General features: G+C 63.5%; 15 protein-coding genes. 7 read left to right on the top strand and 8 right to left on the bottom strand.

What is annotated here, in order from left to right:
- Positions 1-30 precede the first annotated feature (30 nt).
- Complete coding sequence (locus ACK4FK_RS04030; RefSeq protein WP_409741454.1) at positions 31-1,746, bottom strand: ATP-binding protein; 1,716 nt, start codon at positions 1,744-1,746, stop codon at positions 31-33.
- 150 nt (positions 1,747-1,896) lie between these two features.
- Here ACK4FK_RS04030 and ACK4FK_RS04025 point away from each other — a divergent pair, with 150 nt between their 5' ends.
- The 5 genes from ACK4FK_RS04025 to ACK4FK_RS04005 all read left to right on the top strand — a co-directional run bounded on the left by ACK4FK_RS04025 (position 1,897) and on the right by ACK4FK_RS04005 (position 5,254).
- Positions 1,897-3,207 carry a deoxyguanosinetriphosphate triphosphohydrolase gene (locus ACK4FK_RS04025; RefSeq protein WP_409741451.1) on the top strand — a complete coding sequence of 437 codons (1,311 nt, stop codon included), beginning with the start codon at positions 1,897-1,899 and terminating at the stop codon, positions 3,205-3,207.
- Between the two features lie 15 nt (positions 3,208-3,222).
- Positions 3,223-3,822, top strand: a complete 600-nt coding sequence (locus ACK4FK_RS04020; protein ID WP_409741448.1) for a 2-hydroxychromene-2-carboxylate isomerase — start codon at positions 3,223-3,225, stop codon at positions 3,820-3,822.
- 18 nt (positions 3,823-3,840) lie between these two features.
- Positions 3,841-4,248 (top strand): carboxymuconolactone decarboxylase family protein, encoded by a 408-nt coding sequence (locus tag ACK4FK_RS04015; protein WP_409741445.1) that lies wholly within the window; start codon positions 3,841-3,843, stop codon positions 4,246-4,248.
- A gap of 83 nt (positions 4,249-4,331) precedes the next feature.
- Positions 4,332-4,667 carry an ArsR/SmtB family transcription factor gene (locus ACK4FK_RS04010; protein WP_409741442.1) on the top strand — a complete coding sequence of 112 codons (336 nt, stop codon included), beginning with the start codon at positions 4,332-4,334 and terminating at the stop codon, positions 4,665-4,667.
- Positions 4,664-5,254, top strand: a complete 591-nt coding sequence (locus ACK4FK_RS04005) for an SRPBCC family protein (RefSeq protein ID WP_409741440.1) — start codon at positions 4,664-4,666, stop codon at positions 5,252-5,254. Before ACK4FK_RS04010 ends, ACK4FK_RS04005 begins: the two co-directional genes overlap by 4 nt.
- An 84-nt stretch (positions 5,255-5,338) precedes the next feature.
- On the opposite strand, the gene ACK4FK_RS04000 is transcribed toward ACK4FK_RS04005, so the two are convergent.
- The gene (locus ACK4FK_RS04000) at positions 5,339-6,667 is read right to left on the bottom strand and encodes an aspartate aminotransferase family protein (protein WP_409741437.1); all 1,329 of its coding nucleotides are present in this window, start codon (positions 6,665-6,667) and stop codon (positions 5,339-5,341) included.
- A gap of 158 nt (positions 6,668-6,825) precedes the next feature.
- Between ACK4FK_RS04000 and ACK4FK_RS03995 the strand changes: the two genes are divergently transcribed.
- Entirely contained in the window at positions 6,826-7,383 is a 558-nt protein-coding gene (locus tag ACK4FK_RS03995) for a cupin domain-containing protein (RefSeq protein WP_409741434.1), read from the top strand.
- 22 nt (positions 7,384-7,405) lie between these two features.
- Here ACK4FK_RS03995 and ACK4FK_RS03990 read toward each other — a convergent pair whose 3' ends face one another.
- From ACK4FK_RS03990 to ACK4FK_RS03975, 4 genes are all read right to left on the bottom strand, one after another.
- Positions 7,406-7,759 carry a RidA family protein gene (locus ACK4FK_RS03990; RefSeq protein WP_409741432.1) on the bottom strand — a complete coding sequence of 118 codons (354 nt, stop codon included), beginning with the start codon at positions 7,757-7,759 and terminating at the stop codon, positions 7,406-7,408.
- An 8-nt stretch (positions 7,760-7,767) separates the two neighbouring features.
- The gene (locus ACK4FK_RS03985; protein WP_409741429.1) at positions 7,768-9,078 is read right to left on the bottom strand and encodes a TRAP transporter large permease; all 1,311 of its coding nucleotides are present in this window, start codon (positions 9,076-9,078) and stop codon (positions 7,768-7,770) included.
- 12 nt (positions 9,079-9,090) lie between these two features.
- Positions 9,091-9,600, bottom strand: a complete 510-nt coding sequence (locus tag ACK4FK_RS03980) for a TRAP transporter small permease (protein WP_409741427.1) — start codon at positions 9,598-9,600, stop codon at positions 9,091-9,093.
- 75 nt (positions 9,601-9,675) lie between these two features.
- Positions 9,676-10,662 carry a TRAP transporter substrate-binding protein gene (locus ACK4FK_RS03975; RefSeq protein ID WP_409741425.1) on the bottom strand — a complete coding sequence of 329 codons (987 nt, stop codon included), beginning with the start codon at positions 10,660-10,662 and terminating at the stop codon, positions 9,676-9,678.
- 425 nt (positions 10,663-11,087) lie between these two features.
- Here ACK4FK_RS03975 and ACK4FK_RS03970 point away from each other — a divergent pair, with 425 nt between their 5' ends.
- On the top strand, positions 11,088-12,482 hold the full coding sequence (locus tag ACK4FK_RS03970) for an MFS transporter (RefSeq protein WP_409741422.1): 1,395 nt from the start codon (positions 11,088-11,090) through the stop codon (positions 12,480-12,482).
- 37 nt (positions 12,483-12,519) lie between these two features.
- Here the strand turns inward: ACK4FK_RS03970 and ACK4FK_RS03965 are convergent, their stop codons facing one another.
- The gene (locus ACK4FK_RS03965) at positions 12,520-13,782 is read right to left on the bottom strand and encodes a class I SAM-dependent methyltransferase (protein ID WP_409741419.1); all 1,263 of its coding nucleotides are present in this window, start codon (positions 13,780-13,782) and stop codon (positions 12,520-12,522) included.
- Positions 13,783-13,962: 180 nt separating this feature from the next.
- Positions 13,963-14,610 (bottom strand): glutathione S-transferase family protein, encoded by a 648-nt coding sequence (locus ACK4FK_RS03960; protein WP_409741416.1) that lies wholly within the window; start codon positions 14,608-14,610, stop codon positions 13,963-13,965.
- Position 14,611 lies beyond the last annotated feature (1 nt).

Below are 14,611 nucleotides of genomic sequence, written 5' to 3'. Positions count from 1 at the left end.
ATTTTGCGCGGATTCGTCCGGTTCCGGTCCTCAGGCCGGCAGCAGGACCTCGACGCGGGTACCGGCGCCGGGGCGGCTATGAATCTCCAGGCGGCCGCCATGCAATTCAACCAGACTGCGACAGATCGAAAGGCCCAGCCCGGCACCGCTATTGGCCCTGGCCCGATAGGCATCGATGCGATGGAATGGCTGTGTCGCGGCGTGGCTTTCGGCATCGCTCATGCCGATTCCGGTATCCTCGACCAGTACGCACAGCACCCCATCCTTTTCTTCGGCGCGCAGGCTGACACTACCCTCGGGGCGGTTGAATTTCACCGCGTTGCCCAGAAGGTTGACCATGATCTGTACCAGCGCGCGCTCGTCGGCGCGGATTTTCAGCCGCGCCGGGGTGAAGGCAAGCCGGATGCCGGCCTCGCGGGCCTGCGGCTCCACCATGGCCAGGGCGCGATGGGCCAGTGCGTCGAAATCGCAGCTCGCGATGCTGAGTTCGAGTCGGCCATTCTCCAGCCGCGAGAGATCGAGGATGTCGTTGACCAGGCGGAGCAGGTGCTCGCCCGACTGCCGGATATTGACGGCATAATCCTGCTGGCGCGGCGTCAGCGGCCCGGTATAGCCGACGGCCATCATCTCGGCGAATCCGATGATGGCGTTCAGCGGCGTGCGTAATTCGTGGCTCATGTTGGCGAGGAATGCCGTCTTGGCCCGGCTGGCGGTTTCCGCCGCCTCGCGCTGCTCGATCAGCTGCGCCTCGGTTTCCTTCAGGCGCGTGATGTCGACGCCGCAGGTGATGATGCCGATCACGCGGCCATCGGCTTCCTTCAGCGGCACCTTCAGGGCCCATACGATGATCGGCTTGCCGTCAGGACCGGTCCAGCCCTGCTCCATGTGCAAGGGCTCGCCGCTGGCCATGATGGCCCTGTCCTGCTGTTCCACCACGGCGGCGGCTTCATGTCCTGCAATCTCGGCCCATGTCTTGCCGATTGGATCGGTATTGAAGGGCTTGAGCAGTTCGCGTACCGCACGGTTGGCCAGGCGATAACGCAGGTGGCTATCCTTGTAGGTCATGGTCGCCGGCATGGCATCCATCAGGGTCTGCAGGAACTTGCGGGTCTCCTGCTCGTCCTCGCGCGTGCTGTGCTCGCGCTGCCGGGCATTGTCGAACTCGATCAGCATCAGTCCGAGCCCGGTCAGTAGATTGGCGAAAATCGAACCGGCCAGCGGTCCATTCAGCTCGGCGCCCAGCTCACTTAAACTGGCGGCGTAATAGACAGCCATGCAGCCACGCGCGAGCAATACGCCCCCGGTCAGGAAATAGAGCAGCGTCTGCCGGTGGATCATCAGCAGGGCGCCGGCATACAACAGGCAGATCGCGCCGACCACGGTTGGCACTGCAAAGGTGAAACCGGTGATATGCTGAACCAGCAGCGTACAGACCGTAAGCGCGACAGCGACCGCCAGCGCGACTTCCAGCCGGTCGCCCCGACCGGTCTGGACGCGAATGCCGCTGGCCAGCATCACGGCCGACAGCAAGATGGTGCCCACCGCGACAATTTTCAGCGCGAGGCCGGGTTCGCCCGGCCAGTCCGAGAACCCGACGATGAAGAAGGGGATCGGCAGGCCGGCATGGGCGATGGCCCAGAACAGCAGATGCCGGCCACCCCCCAGTTTCCGGTAGGCGAACAGGCAGGCCAGCGCGACGATCAGGGGGGCAGCGGCCGCAAGGACGGCAATCGTCGGAATGACCATGAAGAACCAGCTCTGAATCCACGTTGTCTCGATCTTCCTATCTAGAGCGCGCCTGATGCAATCAAAACTTCCATTGCCCGTCATGGTCGGCTTTGTTGCAGGCAGGCTCTTGAAAGCGAAAATCAATCTCTTCACAGTGCGGGCATGACGATGCAATGGTCCCGTCTGCTGTCTGCCCAGAGGCTCGGTCATCGTGGCGCCGAGCCGGTCAGTCCGTCGCGCAATCCGTTCCAGAAGGACTGGGATCGTGTGGTCTTCTGTTCCGCCTTCCGCAGGTTGCAGGATAAAACCCAGGTCCACTCGCTTCCCGAGAGCGACTATGTGCGCAACCGTCTGACCCATTCGCTGGAAGTCTCTTCCGTTGGTCGTTCGCTTGGCGCTCAAGTCGGCGAGACAGTGCTGAAGCGGGATGGCGGCGGCCTGAAGAATATCACCGCCGCCGAATTCGGCCATATCGTCGCGGCAGCCTGTATCGGTCACGATATCGGCAATCCGCCCTTCGGCCATTTCGGCGAGGCCACCATCCAGCACTGGTTCCGCAGCGGCCCGGGTGCCGAGCTGATTGCCCCGCTGGCCGAGCAACAGCGCCGCGACTTTCTGCATTTCGAGGGCAATGCCCAGGGCTTCCGCGTGATGACGCGACTGCAGAATTGGCGCGATGCCGGCGGCCTGCGGCTCACCTGCGCCACGCTGGCCACCTTCATGAAATATCCCTTCGGCAGTCTGGCCGCCGATCCGGCCAAGGGAAAATTCGGCCATTTCGCGGCCGAGACGGAGTTGTTTGACGAAATGGCCGATACCGTCGGCCTCGAACGCCTGGGTGTGGATCGTTATGCCCGCCATCCGCTCACATATCTGGTCGAGGCGGCAGACGACATCTGTTATTCGGTGGTTGACATCGAAGACGGCTTCAAGCTCGGCCGCATCAGCTTTGCCGAGGCGGAAGAGCGGCTGCTGGGCCTGCTGCGCCGCCGGCCGCCGCGCTATAAGGAAATCGACGACGAGACCTGGAAGATCGCCTATCTGCGCGCCAAGGTGATTGGCGACCTGATCGATCAGGCGGTCGGCGTATTCTGCGATAACGAGGATGCCATACTGCGTGGCGGATTTGACGGCGATCTGATGGGGCAGTCGGCGATGGCGCCGCAGCTGGCCGAGATTGCCGCCTTCACCCGCAGCCGCATCTTTCAGACCCGCGAGCGTTTCCAGACCGAGGTGATGGGCGGCGAGATTCTGACCAGCCTGCTGACGGCCTTTTGTGACGCCCATCTGGCGCTGGAACGCAGCGGCGCGCTCTCCACGATCAGTCCGCGACAGCATGCGCTGCTTCGATTGATGCCGCTCGTGCCGGCACCGTCGGCCGATCGTTACCGCTGGCTGCTGAGTGTGACTGATTTCATCAGCGGCATGACCGACTCATATGCGCTGAAGCAGTTCCAGCGGCTGCGCGGCCTGCAATAACGACCGGAGGACAGAATGGCGAAGCAGATCGATTATTACGTATTCCTGGCATCGCCCTGGGCCTATCTCGGTTCGCAGCGATTTGCCGAAATCGCCAAGCGCCACGGTGCCGCGATACGGATCATTCCGATGGCTGCCGCGGAGGTTTTTCCAGTCAGCGGCGGCCTGCCGCTGGCCAAGCGGGCGCCGCAGCGGCAGGCCTATCGCATTGTCGAACTGAAGCGTTGGCGCGAATATCTTGGCATGCCGCTCAATCTGCAGCCTTCATTCTTCCCGATTGACGAAGCGCTGGCCGCGCGACTGGTGATCGCGGCGCGCGAATCCGGCGCCGATGCCGTGGCGCTGGCGCATGCCGTTATGCGCGCCGTCTGGGCCGAGGATCGCAACATCTCCGATCCCGATGTGCTGGAAGAAATCGTCACAGAATGTGGTCTCGATCCGACGCGGCTTTTTGCGGCCGCGGAAGAAGAGGTGGTCAAGGCCGAATATGGCCGGGGCACCAGGCAGGCGATCGACGCCAATGTGTTCGGCGCACCATCCTATGTGGTCGATGGCGAAATCTTCTGGGGCCAGGACAGGCTCGACTTCGTCGACCGCCGGCTGGCGCGCGGCTAGCAGAAGGAGCATGAGGATATGGCAAAGGAAGACGAAACCAAGGCGCTGTTCGAGGCCGGGCTGAAGGTGCGCCGCGAGGTGCTGGGCAGGGAGTATGTCGATGCTTCGCTTGCCAATGCCAACGAGTTCATGATGGCATTTCAGCACATCACCACCGAATGGTGCTGGGGCTATGGTTGGGACAGGCCGGGGCTGGACCGCAAGACGCGCAGCATGCTGAACCTCGCGATGCTCACTGCCCTGAACCGGGCGCCGGAAATCAAGCTGCATGTGCGGGGCGCGCTGAACAACGGCGTCAGCGTCGACGAGATCAAGGAGGTGCTGTTGCACGCCACGATCTACTGCGGCATTCCCGCCGGTCTCGATGCTTTCAAGGCGGCCAATGAGGTGCTGCAGGAAGCTGGGGCGGTCCAGAAAAAGGCCTGAAACCCCAAGGCGGGGCGGCATGCAGCCATTTTTCCATATAAATAAGTATTGACTTAATTAAGTATTATATTAAATTAAGAGCCATGGAACATTTCACCGCCCTGGCCGATCCCACCCGCCGTCAGATCGTCGAACTGCTCGGCCGCGGCGAGCGCGCCGCCGGCGAGATCGCGGAGGGCTTCGCGATCTCCGCGCCGGCCGTGTCACAGCACCTGAAAGTCCTGCGCGAGGCCGGGCTGGTACGGGTGCGCGTCGATGGCCAGCGGCGCATTTATGAACTCAACCCCGAGGGCCTGGCCGAGATCGATGCCTGGCTCGACCGTGTGCGCCGTTTCTGGGCGCCGCGGCTGGATGCCCTGGAAGAAGAGTTGCGCAAGCCGGCCCCGGCCAAGGGGAAAGCGAAAGGAAGCAAGCGATGAACGATCTCTCCATGAAGCATGTGATCGACAACGACTCATACGGAACGGTGCTCGAATCGGGCGCGGTACGGTTTCAGCGCCTGCTGCCGGGACCCATTGACCGCGTCTGGCAGTACATCACCGACCCGCAGAAGCGCGCTACCTGGCTGGCGGCAGGGACCATGGACCTGCGCGTCGGGGGGCGCGTGGCACTGGAATTCCGCAACGGAGACCTCGCACCGAAAGGCGAACCGGTGCCCGAGCGCTTTCAGAAATACACCGGGGCGATTGCCCATGGCGGCCGCATCACCCAGCTCGATCCACCGCGTCTGCTGGCCATGACCTGGGGCGAGCCCGTGGATGGCGGCGAGGCCGGATGCGGCGCCAGTTCGGAAGTGACCTTCGAACTCACGCCGCGCGGCAAGGATGTGCTGCTGGTGCTGACCCATCGCCGGCTGGCCAGCCGTGGCGACATGCTGAGCGTCTCGGCCGGCTGGCATGTCCATGTCGCGGCCCTGATCGACCGGCTGAACGGCCGGCCGGTGCAGAGCTTCTGGACCATCCTTGATCGCCTGAACCGGGAATACGACCAGCAGCTGCCGGGCTGACGCGCAAACAGGCCGCAGATGCAAGGAAGCCCGGCCCAGGATTCTGGGCCGGGCTTTTCCGTGGCGGCGTGACCGGGCTGCGGGTCAGTTCACGCTCTGGATGGCGTCCTTCAGGATGCCGAAGATGTCGTCGATATGCTGCTTCTTGAGGATCAGCGGCGGCGACAGGGCGATGGTGTCGCCGGTCAGGCGCGCCATCAGGCCCTTCTCATAGGCCTTCACGAAAACCTCGTAGCCGCGCTTGCCCGCACCATCCTCGCGCGGCGCCAGTTCGATGCCGGCCATGATGCCGATATTGCGGATATCGATGATGTTCTTCACGCCCTTCAGGCTATGCACGGCGTCTTCCCAGTACGGCGACAGCGCCTTGGCATTCTCGAAAATGCCTTCGTCGCGATAGAGGTCCAGGGTGGCGATGCCGGCGGCGCAGGCGAGCGCATGGGCCGAGTAGGTATAGCCGTGGAACAGTTCGATCATGTGCTCCGGCCCCTGCATGAAAGCCTCATGCACATGCTTGCGCGTGAAAACAGCGGCGGCCGGCACGGCGGCATTGGTCAGGCCCTTGGCCACGGTCATCATGTCGGGGATCACGCCGAAGGTATCGGCACCGAAGGCGGCCCCCGTGCGCCCGAAGCCGCAGATCACCTCGTCGAAGATCAGCAATATGCCGTGCTTGTCGCAGATCTGCCGCAGCTTCTGCAGGTAGCCTTTCGGCGGTACCAGCACGCCGGTCGAACCGGCCACCGGCTCGACGATCACGGCGGCAATGGTGCTGGCATCGTGCAGGGCAACGATGCGTTCCAGATCGTCGGCCAGATGCGCGCCCCAGTCGGGCTGGCCCTTGGAAAAGGCCATGTCCTTCAGGCTGTGGGTATGCGGCAGATGGTCCACGCCGGCCAGCATGGGCCCGAATACCTTGCGGTTCGAGACAATGCCGCCGACGCTGATGCCGCCGAAGCCCACGCCGTGATAGCCGCGCTCGCGACCGATCAGGCGGGTGCGGGCGCCCTCGCCGCGCGCGCGGTGATAGGCGATGGCGATTTTCAGCGCGGTATCCACGGCCTCGGAGCCGGAATTGGCGAAGAAGACGTGGTTCAGGTCGCCCGGCGCCAGATGGGCCAGACGGGCGGCAAATTCGAAGGCTTTGGGGTGGCCCATCTGAAAGGTGGGCGCGAAGTCCATCTCCTCGGCCTGCTTCTTGATCGCGTCCACGATCGGCTGGCGGCAATGGCCCGCATTCACGCACCACAGCCCGGCAGAGCCATCGATCACCTGGCGGCCATCATGGGTGGTGTAATGCATGTCCTTGGCGCCCACCAGCAGGCGCGGCTTGGCCTTGAACTGGCGGTTGGCGGTGAAGGGCATCCACCAGGATTCAAGGTCGTTGGGCACGGCGGCGGGATTGGCGGACATCGAGGTCTCCGATTGGCACGGGGGTATGGCTCCGCCGATAATCGGGGAGTTCGGGATGCCGAAACAACGCTTTTCTTGCCTTCGGCAACCGGTTGATTCTGCTGCCGCTTGCCGCCAGAGTGTTCACTATATTTAACAAGCAAACAGGCGGCAGCGGCATGACCCCCGAAATCGACATCGGCGCCCGGCTGAAAAGCGCGCGGCTGGCCCGCAAGATCTCCCAGCGCGAACTGGCCCGCCGGGCCGGCGTCACCAATGCCACCATTTCGCTGATCGAGTCCAACCAGATGAATCCCTCTGTCGGCGCCCTGAAGCGGGTGCTGGACGGCCTGCCGATGAGCCTCGCGGAATTCTTCGCCATGGAAGGCCAGCCGGCGCCGCGCAAGGCCTTCTATACCGCCGACGAACTGGCCGAGGTGGGCAAAGGCAAGATCAGCTACCGCCAGGTCGGCGCCGACCTGAGCGGACGGGCCCTGCAGATCCTGGTCGAGCGTTACGCGCCCGGTGCCGATACCGGCCGCGTCATGCTGCGGCACGAGGGCGAGGAGGGCGGCGTGGTGATCCGCGGCCGCATCGAGGTGACGGTATCCGGGCAGGCCCGCGTGCTGGGACCGGGCGACGCCTATTATTTCGAAAGCGCGCAGCCACACCGTTTCCGCAACCTGGGCAAGGAACCCTGCGAGGTGATCAGCGCCTGCACGCCACCGAGTTTCTAGGTCCAGATTCCAGGCCGGCGCGTCAGTCTTTCGTCGCGGCGACCGCGACGATCTCGATCATATGCGGATATTCCAGCGTGGCGCCGATGCAGGCGCGCTGCGGCTCGTTGGCACGGTCGACCCAGCCGAGCCAGACATCGTTCATAACCGCCTTCTGGGCCATGTCGGCTATGTATACCGTCACCGACAGCAGGCGGGACTTGTCGGTGCCGGCCTCGGCCAGATGCCGGTCTATCTTGGCCAGCGTTTCCTGCGTCTGTTTGCGCATGTCCTGCTCGGCCGTATCGGCCACGGCCACGGTGAAGACCAGGTTGCCGTAGGCAACCGCGCGGCTGCGGCCCGGCGCCATGCCGGGGAAGCGGGTAATCGGCAGCATTGCCTGGCTCACTTGGCGCCGCCGATCATCTGATTCGGCAGCCAGGTGACCAATCCGGGCACGAAATAGATCAGGGCCACCGCCACGCACATCAGCAGGAACAGCGGAAGGGCTGTCCTGGCGATGTAGGTGATCTGGTGCCCGGTCATGCCCTGCAGCACGAACAGGTTGAAGCCGACCGGCGGCGTGATCTGCGCCATCTCCACCACCAGAACCAGGAATATGCCGAACCAGACCAGATCGATGCCGACGCGTTCGATCATTGGCAGCACGATGGCCATGGTCAGCACGACCATCGAGATGCCGTCCAGGAAGCAGCCCAGGATGATGTAGAACACCATCAGCACGACGATCAGCGCGCCGGCGCTCAGGTCCATCTTGTCGATCCAGTCGGCCAGATGGCGCGGCAGGCCGGTGAATCCCATGGCCAGTGTGAGGAAAGCGGCACCGGCCAGGATCAGGGCGATCATGCAGCTCAGGCGCGTCGCGCCCAGCAGGCTTTCGGCGAAGGTCTTCCACGTCAACGTGCCCTGCGCCTTGGCCACGATCAGCGCGCCGACCACGCCCAGGCCGGCGGCCTCGGTGGCCGTGGCGATGCCGGTGTAGATCGAACCCAGCACGGCGATGATCAGGCCGACCGTGGGCAGCAGGTGGCGCGAGGCCCAGACTTTCTGCCGAAAGCTGTATTGTTCCGTCGGCTTGGGAATCCGGCCCGGGTTCAGCAATGCCCAGACGATGATATAGCCCATGAACAAAGCGGCCAGCATGATGCCGGGCAATACACCGCCGATGAACAGTTTCGAGATCGAGACGTCGGTGGCCACGCCATAGACGATCATGATCAGCGAGGGTGGGATCAACAGGCCCAGCGTGCCGGCGCCGGCCAGCGTACCGATCACCAGGTCTTCGGGATATTTGCGTGCGCGCAGTTCCGGGATGCTCATCTTGCCGATGGTGGCGCAAGTGGCCGCAGACGAACCGGACACGGCGGCGAAGATGGTGCAGCCGATCACGTTGGTGTGCAGCAGACGGCCAGGAATGCGCGTCATCCACGGCGCCAGGCCGCGGAACATGTCTTCCGACAACTTGGTGCGGAACAGGATTTCGCCCATCCAGATGAACATCGGCAGGGCGGTCAGCGTCCAGCTCGAGCTGGCGCCCCAGATGGTGGTGACCATGGCATCGCCCACCGGGCGCGAGGTGAACAGGGCCATGGCCAGCCAGCCGCAGGCCAGCAGGCCGAGCCCGATCCACAGGCCGGCGGCGAACAGGACGAAGAGGGCGGCAATCAGGAAGCCGGCAATGACGATCTGGTCCATGGAGCGGCCTTGTTATTCAGTGTGGGAGATTTCGCTCGACTGGCCGTCAAGCTTTTTGCCGCGCAGGACGAGGACGAGTTCCTCGACGAAAGCGATGCAGAAGATCACCGTGCCGAGCGCCATGGCAAGCTGCGGAATCCACAGCGGCGTCGCATCGTTGGCGGTGCTGATGTCGTTGAACTTGTAGGACCACCAGGCCATCTTCACGCTGTAGAAGGCGAAGGCGCCGCTGATCAGCACGGCGAGGGCGAGGCAAAAGAGCTCCAGCCCGCGGCGGGACTTGCCGGCGAAGCGGCTGATCACCAGCGTCACGCGGATATGGTCGCCCTTCGCCAGCGTGCCGGCCAGGGCGAGGAAGGAGGCCGCCGCCATGAAGTATCCGGCATAGGAGTCGATGCCGCGGATATAGAAGTTGAACTGGCGGCCGAGGATGCTGAGGATGATCGTCGCCAGCAGCGCGATCATGAACAGGCCAGCCAGCCAGAGGCTGGCGCGGTAGAGCGGTTCGAGCGGAGAGCGCATGAAGGACTCGATGGCAGGGAAAACGCGTTGGCAGAAATGCGCCGGGCGGGTTTTTCAGGCCCGCCCGGCTGGGATTTACATCTTCCTGTAGTTGTCGACGATGGTCTTGCCATCGGCGCCGGTCTTCTTGATCCATTCCTCGATCATGGTGGCGCCCACCTTCTCCAGGCCGGCCTTCAGTTCGGCGCTCGGCGGCTGCACCTTCATGCCGTTCTTCGCCAGGTCGGCCTTGGCCGACTCGGTCTCGACCTTCGACGTCTCCCAGCCACGCTTCTCGGCGGCGGCAGCGGCGTCCTTCACCGCCTTCTGGGTGGCGGCATCCAGCTTCTTGAACGCATCGTTGTTCACGAAGACCAGGTTCTTCGGGATCCAGGCCTGGGTATCATAATAATGGGTCAGACTTTCCCAGACCTTGGAATCGCGGCCGGTCGCGCCCGAGGTCATCATGGTGTCGACCACGCCGGTGGCCAGCGCCTGCGCCAGTTCGGCGACCTGGATGGTCACCGGCTGGGCCTGCACCAGTTCGGCGATGCGCGAGGTGGCCGGGCTGTAGGCGCGCCACTTGACGCCCTTCAGGTCCTCGATCTTGTTGATGTCCTTCTTGGAATAGATGCCCTGCGGCGGCCACGGCACGGCATACAGCGCGGTCATGCCCTGGTCGGCCAGCTTCTTCTCGATCAGCGGCTTCTGCGCGGCCCACAGCTTGGCGGCGGCATCGAAACTGGTCGCGAGGAAGGGCACGCCGTCGGCGCCGAAGATCGGAATTTCGTTCTCAATGTTGACCATGAGAACTTCGCCGATCTGGACCTGGCCGGTCTGCACCGCGCGCTTGATCTCTGGGGCCTTGAACAGCGAGGCGCCCGGATGCACGGTGATCTCCAGCTTGCCGCCGGACAGCTTTTTCACATCCTCGGCGAACTGCACCATGTTCTTGGTATGGAAGTTGCCCGCCGGATAGGCGCCCGGCAGATCCCACTTGGTCTGGGCCAGCGCCGCACCCTGCGCACCGGCCACCAGCGCGCCGCCCATAACGGCGGCACAAAGCCACGTCTTGTAAGACATTCGATAATCTCCCCGTTGGATCATGCGCTCCTCGGTGTGAGGAACCGCGCACTGAAAATAGTTTGTCATCGTATGACCGGATTTGGCAAGACCATGTCGCGCGGAAAATGGGCTGGCGCGAAAAGGGGCATCTGTCTGCGCGGAACGGTACAGGCTTGCGCAGAGGCCACGACGCCTCGCGGCCATGAATGGACCATTCGGACCATTGCAGGTGAGGGTGGGTCCTTGCTTTTCTGCAACCATCACCTGCACTCCGACGGCCGCGGCTGACGCGCGAATCCGCGACGTGCCCCCTGCGGCGGTCATGCGGGCGTCATGTCCGGGCTGTAGCGATAATTCAGGTGGTGCGGCGTCAAAGAAGCAGACTAGGATGCCGAATAAACAGTCAAAGCGGGGGGCGGCCGCCTGCTGGCGGCAGATCATCGATGGCAAATCCGGTGCAAGGCGCGGACACGCAGCAGAAAACGCCCGCCTCCTGGCTGGCGCGATTGTCCTGGGCGATGTTCGACTGGGCCAACCAGCCCTATTTTACCGTCATCACCACCTTCATCTTCGTCCCCTATTTCACCAGCAAGGTGATCGGCGATTCGGTTGAAGGGCAATCGTTGTGGGGCTTCACGGTTGCCTTCTCGGCGGCCGTGGTGGCGATCGGCGCGCCCTTCCTGGGCGCCATCGCCGATGCCGGCGGCCGCCGCAAACCCTGGCTTCTGCTGTTCCAGGTGCTGCTGGGGCTTGCCTGCATGCTGCTGTGGCTGGCGCAGCCCGGCCAGATGCAAGTCCTGCCGCTGGTGATCGCGGGATTCATCGTCGCCTACATCGCCGCCGAATATTCGATCATGTTCAACAATGCGCTGCTGCCGACACTGGAGGCGCCGCGCCATCTCGGTCGGCTCAGCGGTCTGGGCTGGGGCATGGGATATGCCGGGGGCTTGATGGCCCTGTTCGCCGTGCTGATCGTGTCGCAGCCCGAACTGGTCGGCATCAAGCCACCCGAGGGCGAGGCGCTGCTGGGCCTGAAACGCGACAGTTTCGAGGCCGAGCGCATCATCGGGCCCGCGGCTGCCGTCTGGCTCGCCGTGTTCGTGCTGCCGATGTTTCTGTTCACGCCGGATCATCCCGGCTCCGGGCTGCCGTTCGGCCAGGTGGTCAAGGCCGGCATCGGCCGCGTGATCAACACCATCCGCCACATGCGGCAATATGGAAACCTGCTGCGCTTCCTGATTGCCTACATGATCTACTATGACGGCGTCGTCACCGTGATCGGTTTCGGCGGCATCTATGCTGCGGGGATTTTCGGCTGGGGCACAACCGAACTCGGCATATTCGGCATCCTCATCAACATGGTCGCGATACCGGCCGTGATCGTCGGCGGCGCGCTGGAAGGCCGGATCGGTTCCAAACGCGCCATCCAGTTCGCCATCCTTTCGCTCGCTCTTGGCACTCTTGGGATCCTGTCCATCACGGCCGACAAGGTGCTGTTCGTCGTTGACGTGGTGCCGAAAGCGGCCGGTGACGGATTGTTCGGTTCCGCCGGCGAGAAGGTTTTCTTTGCCAGCGCGATCCTGCTCGGCATCGGCTTCGGATCGGTGCAATCCGCCAGCCGTACGCTGGTGGCAAGGCTGTCGCCGCCCGACATGGTAGGCGAGTTCTTCGGCATCTTTGCGCTTTCGGGCCGCGCCACCACGTTTCTGGCGCCGCTGCTGATTGGCCTGGCGACGCCGATCTTCAACACCCAGCGGGTGGGTGCGGCGATCGTGCTGGTCTTTCTCGCCGTCGGCTTCGTGCTGCTGTGGAAGGTGAAGGAACCGGCGCGGCAATAACGGCGCGCCGGCTGCCGCGCGCAGGTGATTCCTGTTCTCAGGCGGTCTTGGCGAACGGCCGCTGCGGCTTCTCGCGGGCGGCCAGGGCGCGCTCGCCCTCGTTCATGTAGTCGCGCGTGATCGGCAGGGCATTCACATGCTTGGCCAGCTGCGCCTGGAATACCATGTGGCCCCAGTGGCGGAAGGTCACTTCCGAGGCGGCCAGATAGAATTCCCACATGCGGCAGAACCGTTCGTCATACAGCGTCTTGGCCTTGTCCCACTGGGCCAGGAAGCGTTCGCGCCAGTGCTTCAGCGTCTCGGCGTAATGCAGGCGCAGGATTTCGATATCGGTAACCCAGAGCTGGCTCTGCTCGATCTCCGGCATCACTTCCGACAGCGCGGGGATATAGCCGCCGGGGAAGATGTATTTGCGGATGAAGGCCGGCGTAGTGCCGGGGCCTTCCGAGCGGCCGATGGAATGCACCAGTGCCACGCCGTCATGTTTCAGCAGGCGATGGATGCCGCTGAAATACTCGCGGTAATGCGGCACGCCCACATGCTCGAACATGCCCACGCTGACGATGCGATCGAACTGCCCGGCCAAAGTACGGTAGTCCTGGATGTGGAATTTCACGCGGTCGCTTAATCCCCGTTCCTGGGCGCGGCGGGTGGCGATGGCATGCTGTTCGTGGCTGAGGGTGATGCCGGTGACCTCCACGCCGCAGGTTTCGGCCAGATACAGGGCCAGCCCGCCCCAGCCGCAGCCGATCTCCAGCACGCTCATGCCGGGTTCCAGCTTCAGCTTGGCGGCGATGTGGCGCTTCTTGGCCAGTTGCGCCTGTTCCAGGGTGGTGTCCGGCGTCGGGAAGTAGGCGCAGGAATACTGCTTGTCGGTATCCAGGAACAGGTCGTAGAGCCGGCCATCGAGATCGTAATGGTGGCGCACGCGGCGGCTGGCGGCGGCTTCGGGGTTGAACTGATACCACAGCCGCATGCCGCGCTCCCACAGGCGCTGCAGACCCTGGAAGGGCAGGGCACCGTGCGGGCCCATGTCCTGAACCACCGTGGTCAGGAAATCGAAGATCGTGCCCTGCTCCAGCGTGAGGTCGCCATCCATGTAGGCTTCGCCCAGCGCCAGTTTCGGATTCAGGGCGAGGCGCCAGGCCGTCGAGGCTCTGTGCAGCCGGATCACCACGCGGCGATCGTCCGGCGCGTCGGTGTTGGCGGCAATACCGTAATGGCGGGGTCGGCCGTGATGGTCGATCACCGTCAGCCCACCGGTTTTTACCAACCGTTTGAGGACGCCATGAAGCAGCATGCGGAATCTCCCGAAGCAAGAGATAACGCCCCATCCGCTGTCATATTGGCGCGTGGGTCCGTCTCGGACAAGAGGGGTTATTCAGGCCCGTCGGTGGATTGACGGAGGGGATATACCCAGCAGTTGGTTATCTAGGTATTCTATTCCCGGGACAGTTCCGCTTTGGCCATTGCGGTAAACTCAGTCCTTCGGCCAGTTTTCGGCCCAGGCGATGCCCTGCTTCTGCATCATGCGCTGGAAGGCCGGCCTGACATGCGCAGCACCCGCCACGCGCCGGATATTGGGCCAGGTCCACATCGGCTTGTCGAGAAACCGGCTCCAGCGCGTCAGCATCGCGAGATAGACGTCGCAGATCGTGAACTGCTCGCCGGTCATCCAGCGGTTCTGGCCGATGCCATCATTCAGCACCTGGAAGCCACGATACAGCTTTGCTTCCGATGCGATCTTCAATTCCGCCTGACGGCCGGCATCGGCGAAGGTCCAGTCGGGATGAAACCAGTCGACGAATCCGACCTGCACGGTATTGGTCATGTAGGTCAGCCACTGGTAATGCCGGCCACGGGCATGACTGCCCAGCGCCGGAACCAGATTGGCCTCGGGATGCCTGTCGGCGAGATACTGGCAGATGGCGGCGGTTTCGAAGATGACGAAATCGCCATCCACCAGGGTCGGAATGCGGCCATTCGGATTGAGTTTTTTGTATTCGGCCTGCTCGTGCTGCTTGGCCGCGATATCCAGCTTCGCCATCTCGTAGGCGACGCCGATTTCCTCCAGCACGGCTTGCGGCGCCATCGCCGCGGTGCCCGGTGCCCAGAACAGCTTGTACATC

This window comes from Ferrovibrio sp., from assembly GCF_046297895.1.
In the GTDB taxonomy this organism is placed as follows: domain Bacteria; phylum Pseudomonadota; class Alphaproteobacteria; order Ferrovibrionales; family Ferrovibrionaceae; genus Ferrovibrio.
The sequence above is the reverse complement of the archived record's forward strand: the minus strand, read 5'-3'. Positions and strand labels throughout refer to the sequence as shown.

Excerpts from the sequence above, each read along its gene's own strand:
- ACK4FK_RS04030 (WP_409741454.1), bottom strand. The coding sequence starts at position 1,746 with ATGGTCATTCCGACGATTGCCGTCCTTGCGGCCGCTGCCCCCCTGATC.
- ACK4FK_RS04025 (WP_409741451.1), top strand. The coding sequence starts at position 1,897 with ATGCAATGGTCCCGTCTGCTGTCTGCCCAGAGGCTCGGTCATCGTGGC.
- ACK4FK_RS04020 (WP_409741448.1), top strand. The coding sequence starts at position 3,223 with ATGGCGAAGCAGATCGATTATTACGTATTCCTGGCATCGCCCTGGGCC.
- ACK4FK_RS04015 (WP_409741445.1), top strand. The coding sequence starts at position 3,841 with ATGGCAAAGGAAGACGAAACCAAGGCGCTGTTCGAGGCCGGGCTGAAG.
- ACK4FK_RS04010 (WP_409741442.1), top strand. The coding sequence starts at position 4,332 with ATGGAACATTTCACCGCCCTGGCCGATCCCACCCGCCGTCAGATCGTC.
- ACK4FK_RS04005 (WP_409741440.1), top strand. The coding sequence starts at position 4,664 with ATGAACGATCTCTCCATGAAGCATGTGATCGACAACGACTCATACGGA.
- ACK4FK_RS04000 (WP_409741437.1), bottom strand. The coding sequence starts at position 6,667 with ATGTCCGCCAATCCCGCCGCCGTGCCCAACGACCTTGAATCCTGGTGG.
- ACK4FK_RS03995 (WP_409741434.1), top strand. The coding sequence starts at position 6,826 with ATGACCCCCGAAATCGACATCGGCGCCCGGCTGAAAAGCGCGCGGCTG.
- ACK4FK_RS03990 (WP_409741432.1), bottom strand. The coding sequence starts at position 7,759 with ATGCTGCCGATTACCCGCTTCCCCGGCATGGCGCCGGGCCGCAGCCGC.
- ACK4FK_RS03985 (WP_409741429.1), bottom strand. The coding sequence starts at position 9,078 with ATGGACCAGATCGTCATTGCCGGCTTCCTGATTGCCGCCCTCTTCGTC.
- ACK4FK_RS03980 (WP_409741427.1), bottom strand. The coding sequence starts at position 9,600 with ATGCGCTCTCCGCTCGAACCGCTCTACCGCGCCAGCCTCTGGCTGGCT.
- ACK4FK_RS03975 (WP_409741425.1), bottom strand. The coding sequence starts at position 10,662 with ATGTCTTACAAGACGTGGCTTTGTGCCGCCGTTATGGGCGGCGCGCTG.
- ACK4FK_RS03970 (WP_409741422.1), top strand. The coding sequence starts at position 11,088 with ATGGCAAATCCGGTGCAAGGCGCGGACACGCAGCAGAAAACGCCCGCC.
- ACK4FK_RS03965 (WP_409741419.1), bottom strand. The coding sequence starts at position 13,782 with ATGCTGCTTCATGGCGTCCTCAAACGGTTGGTAAAAACCGGTGGGCTG.
- ACK4FK_RS03960 (WP_409741416.1), bottom strand. The coding sequence starts at position 14,610 with ATGTACAAGCTGTTCTGGGCACCGGGCACCGCGGCGATGGCGCCGCAA.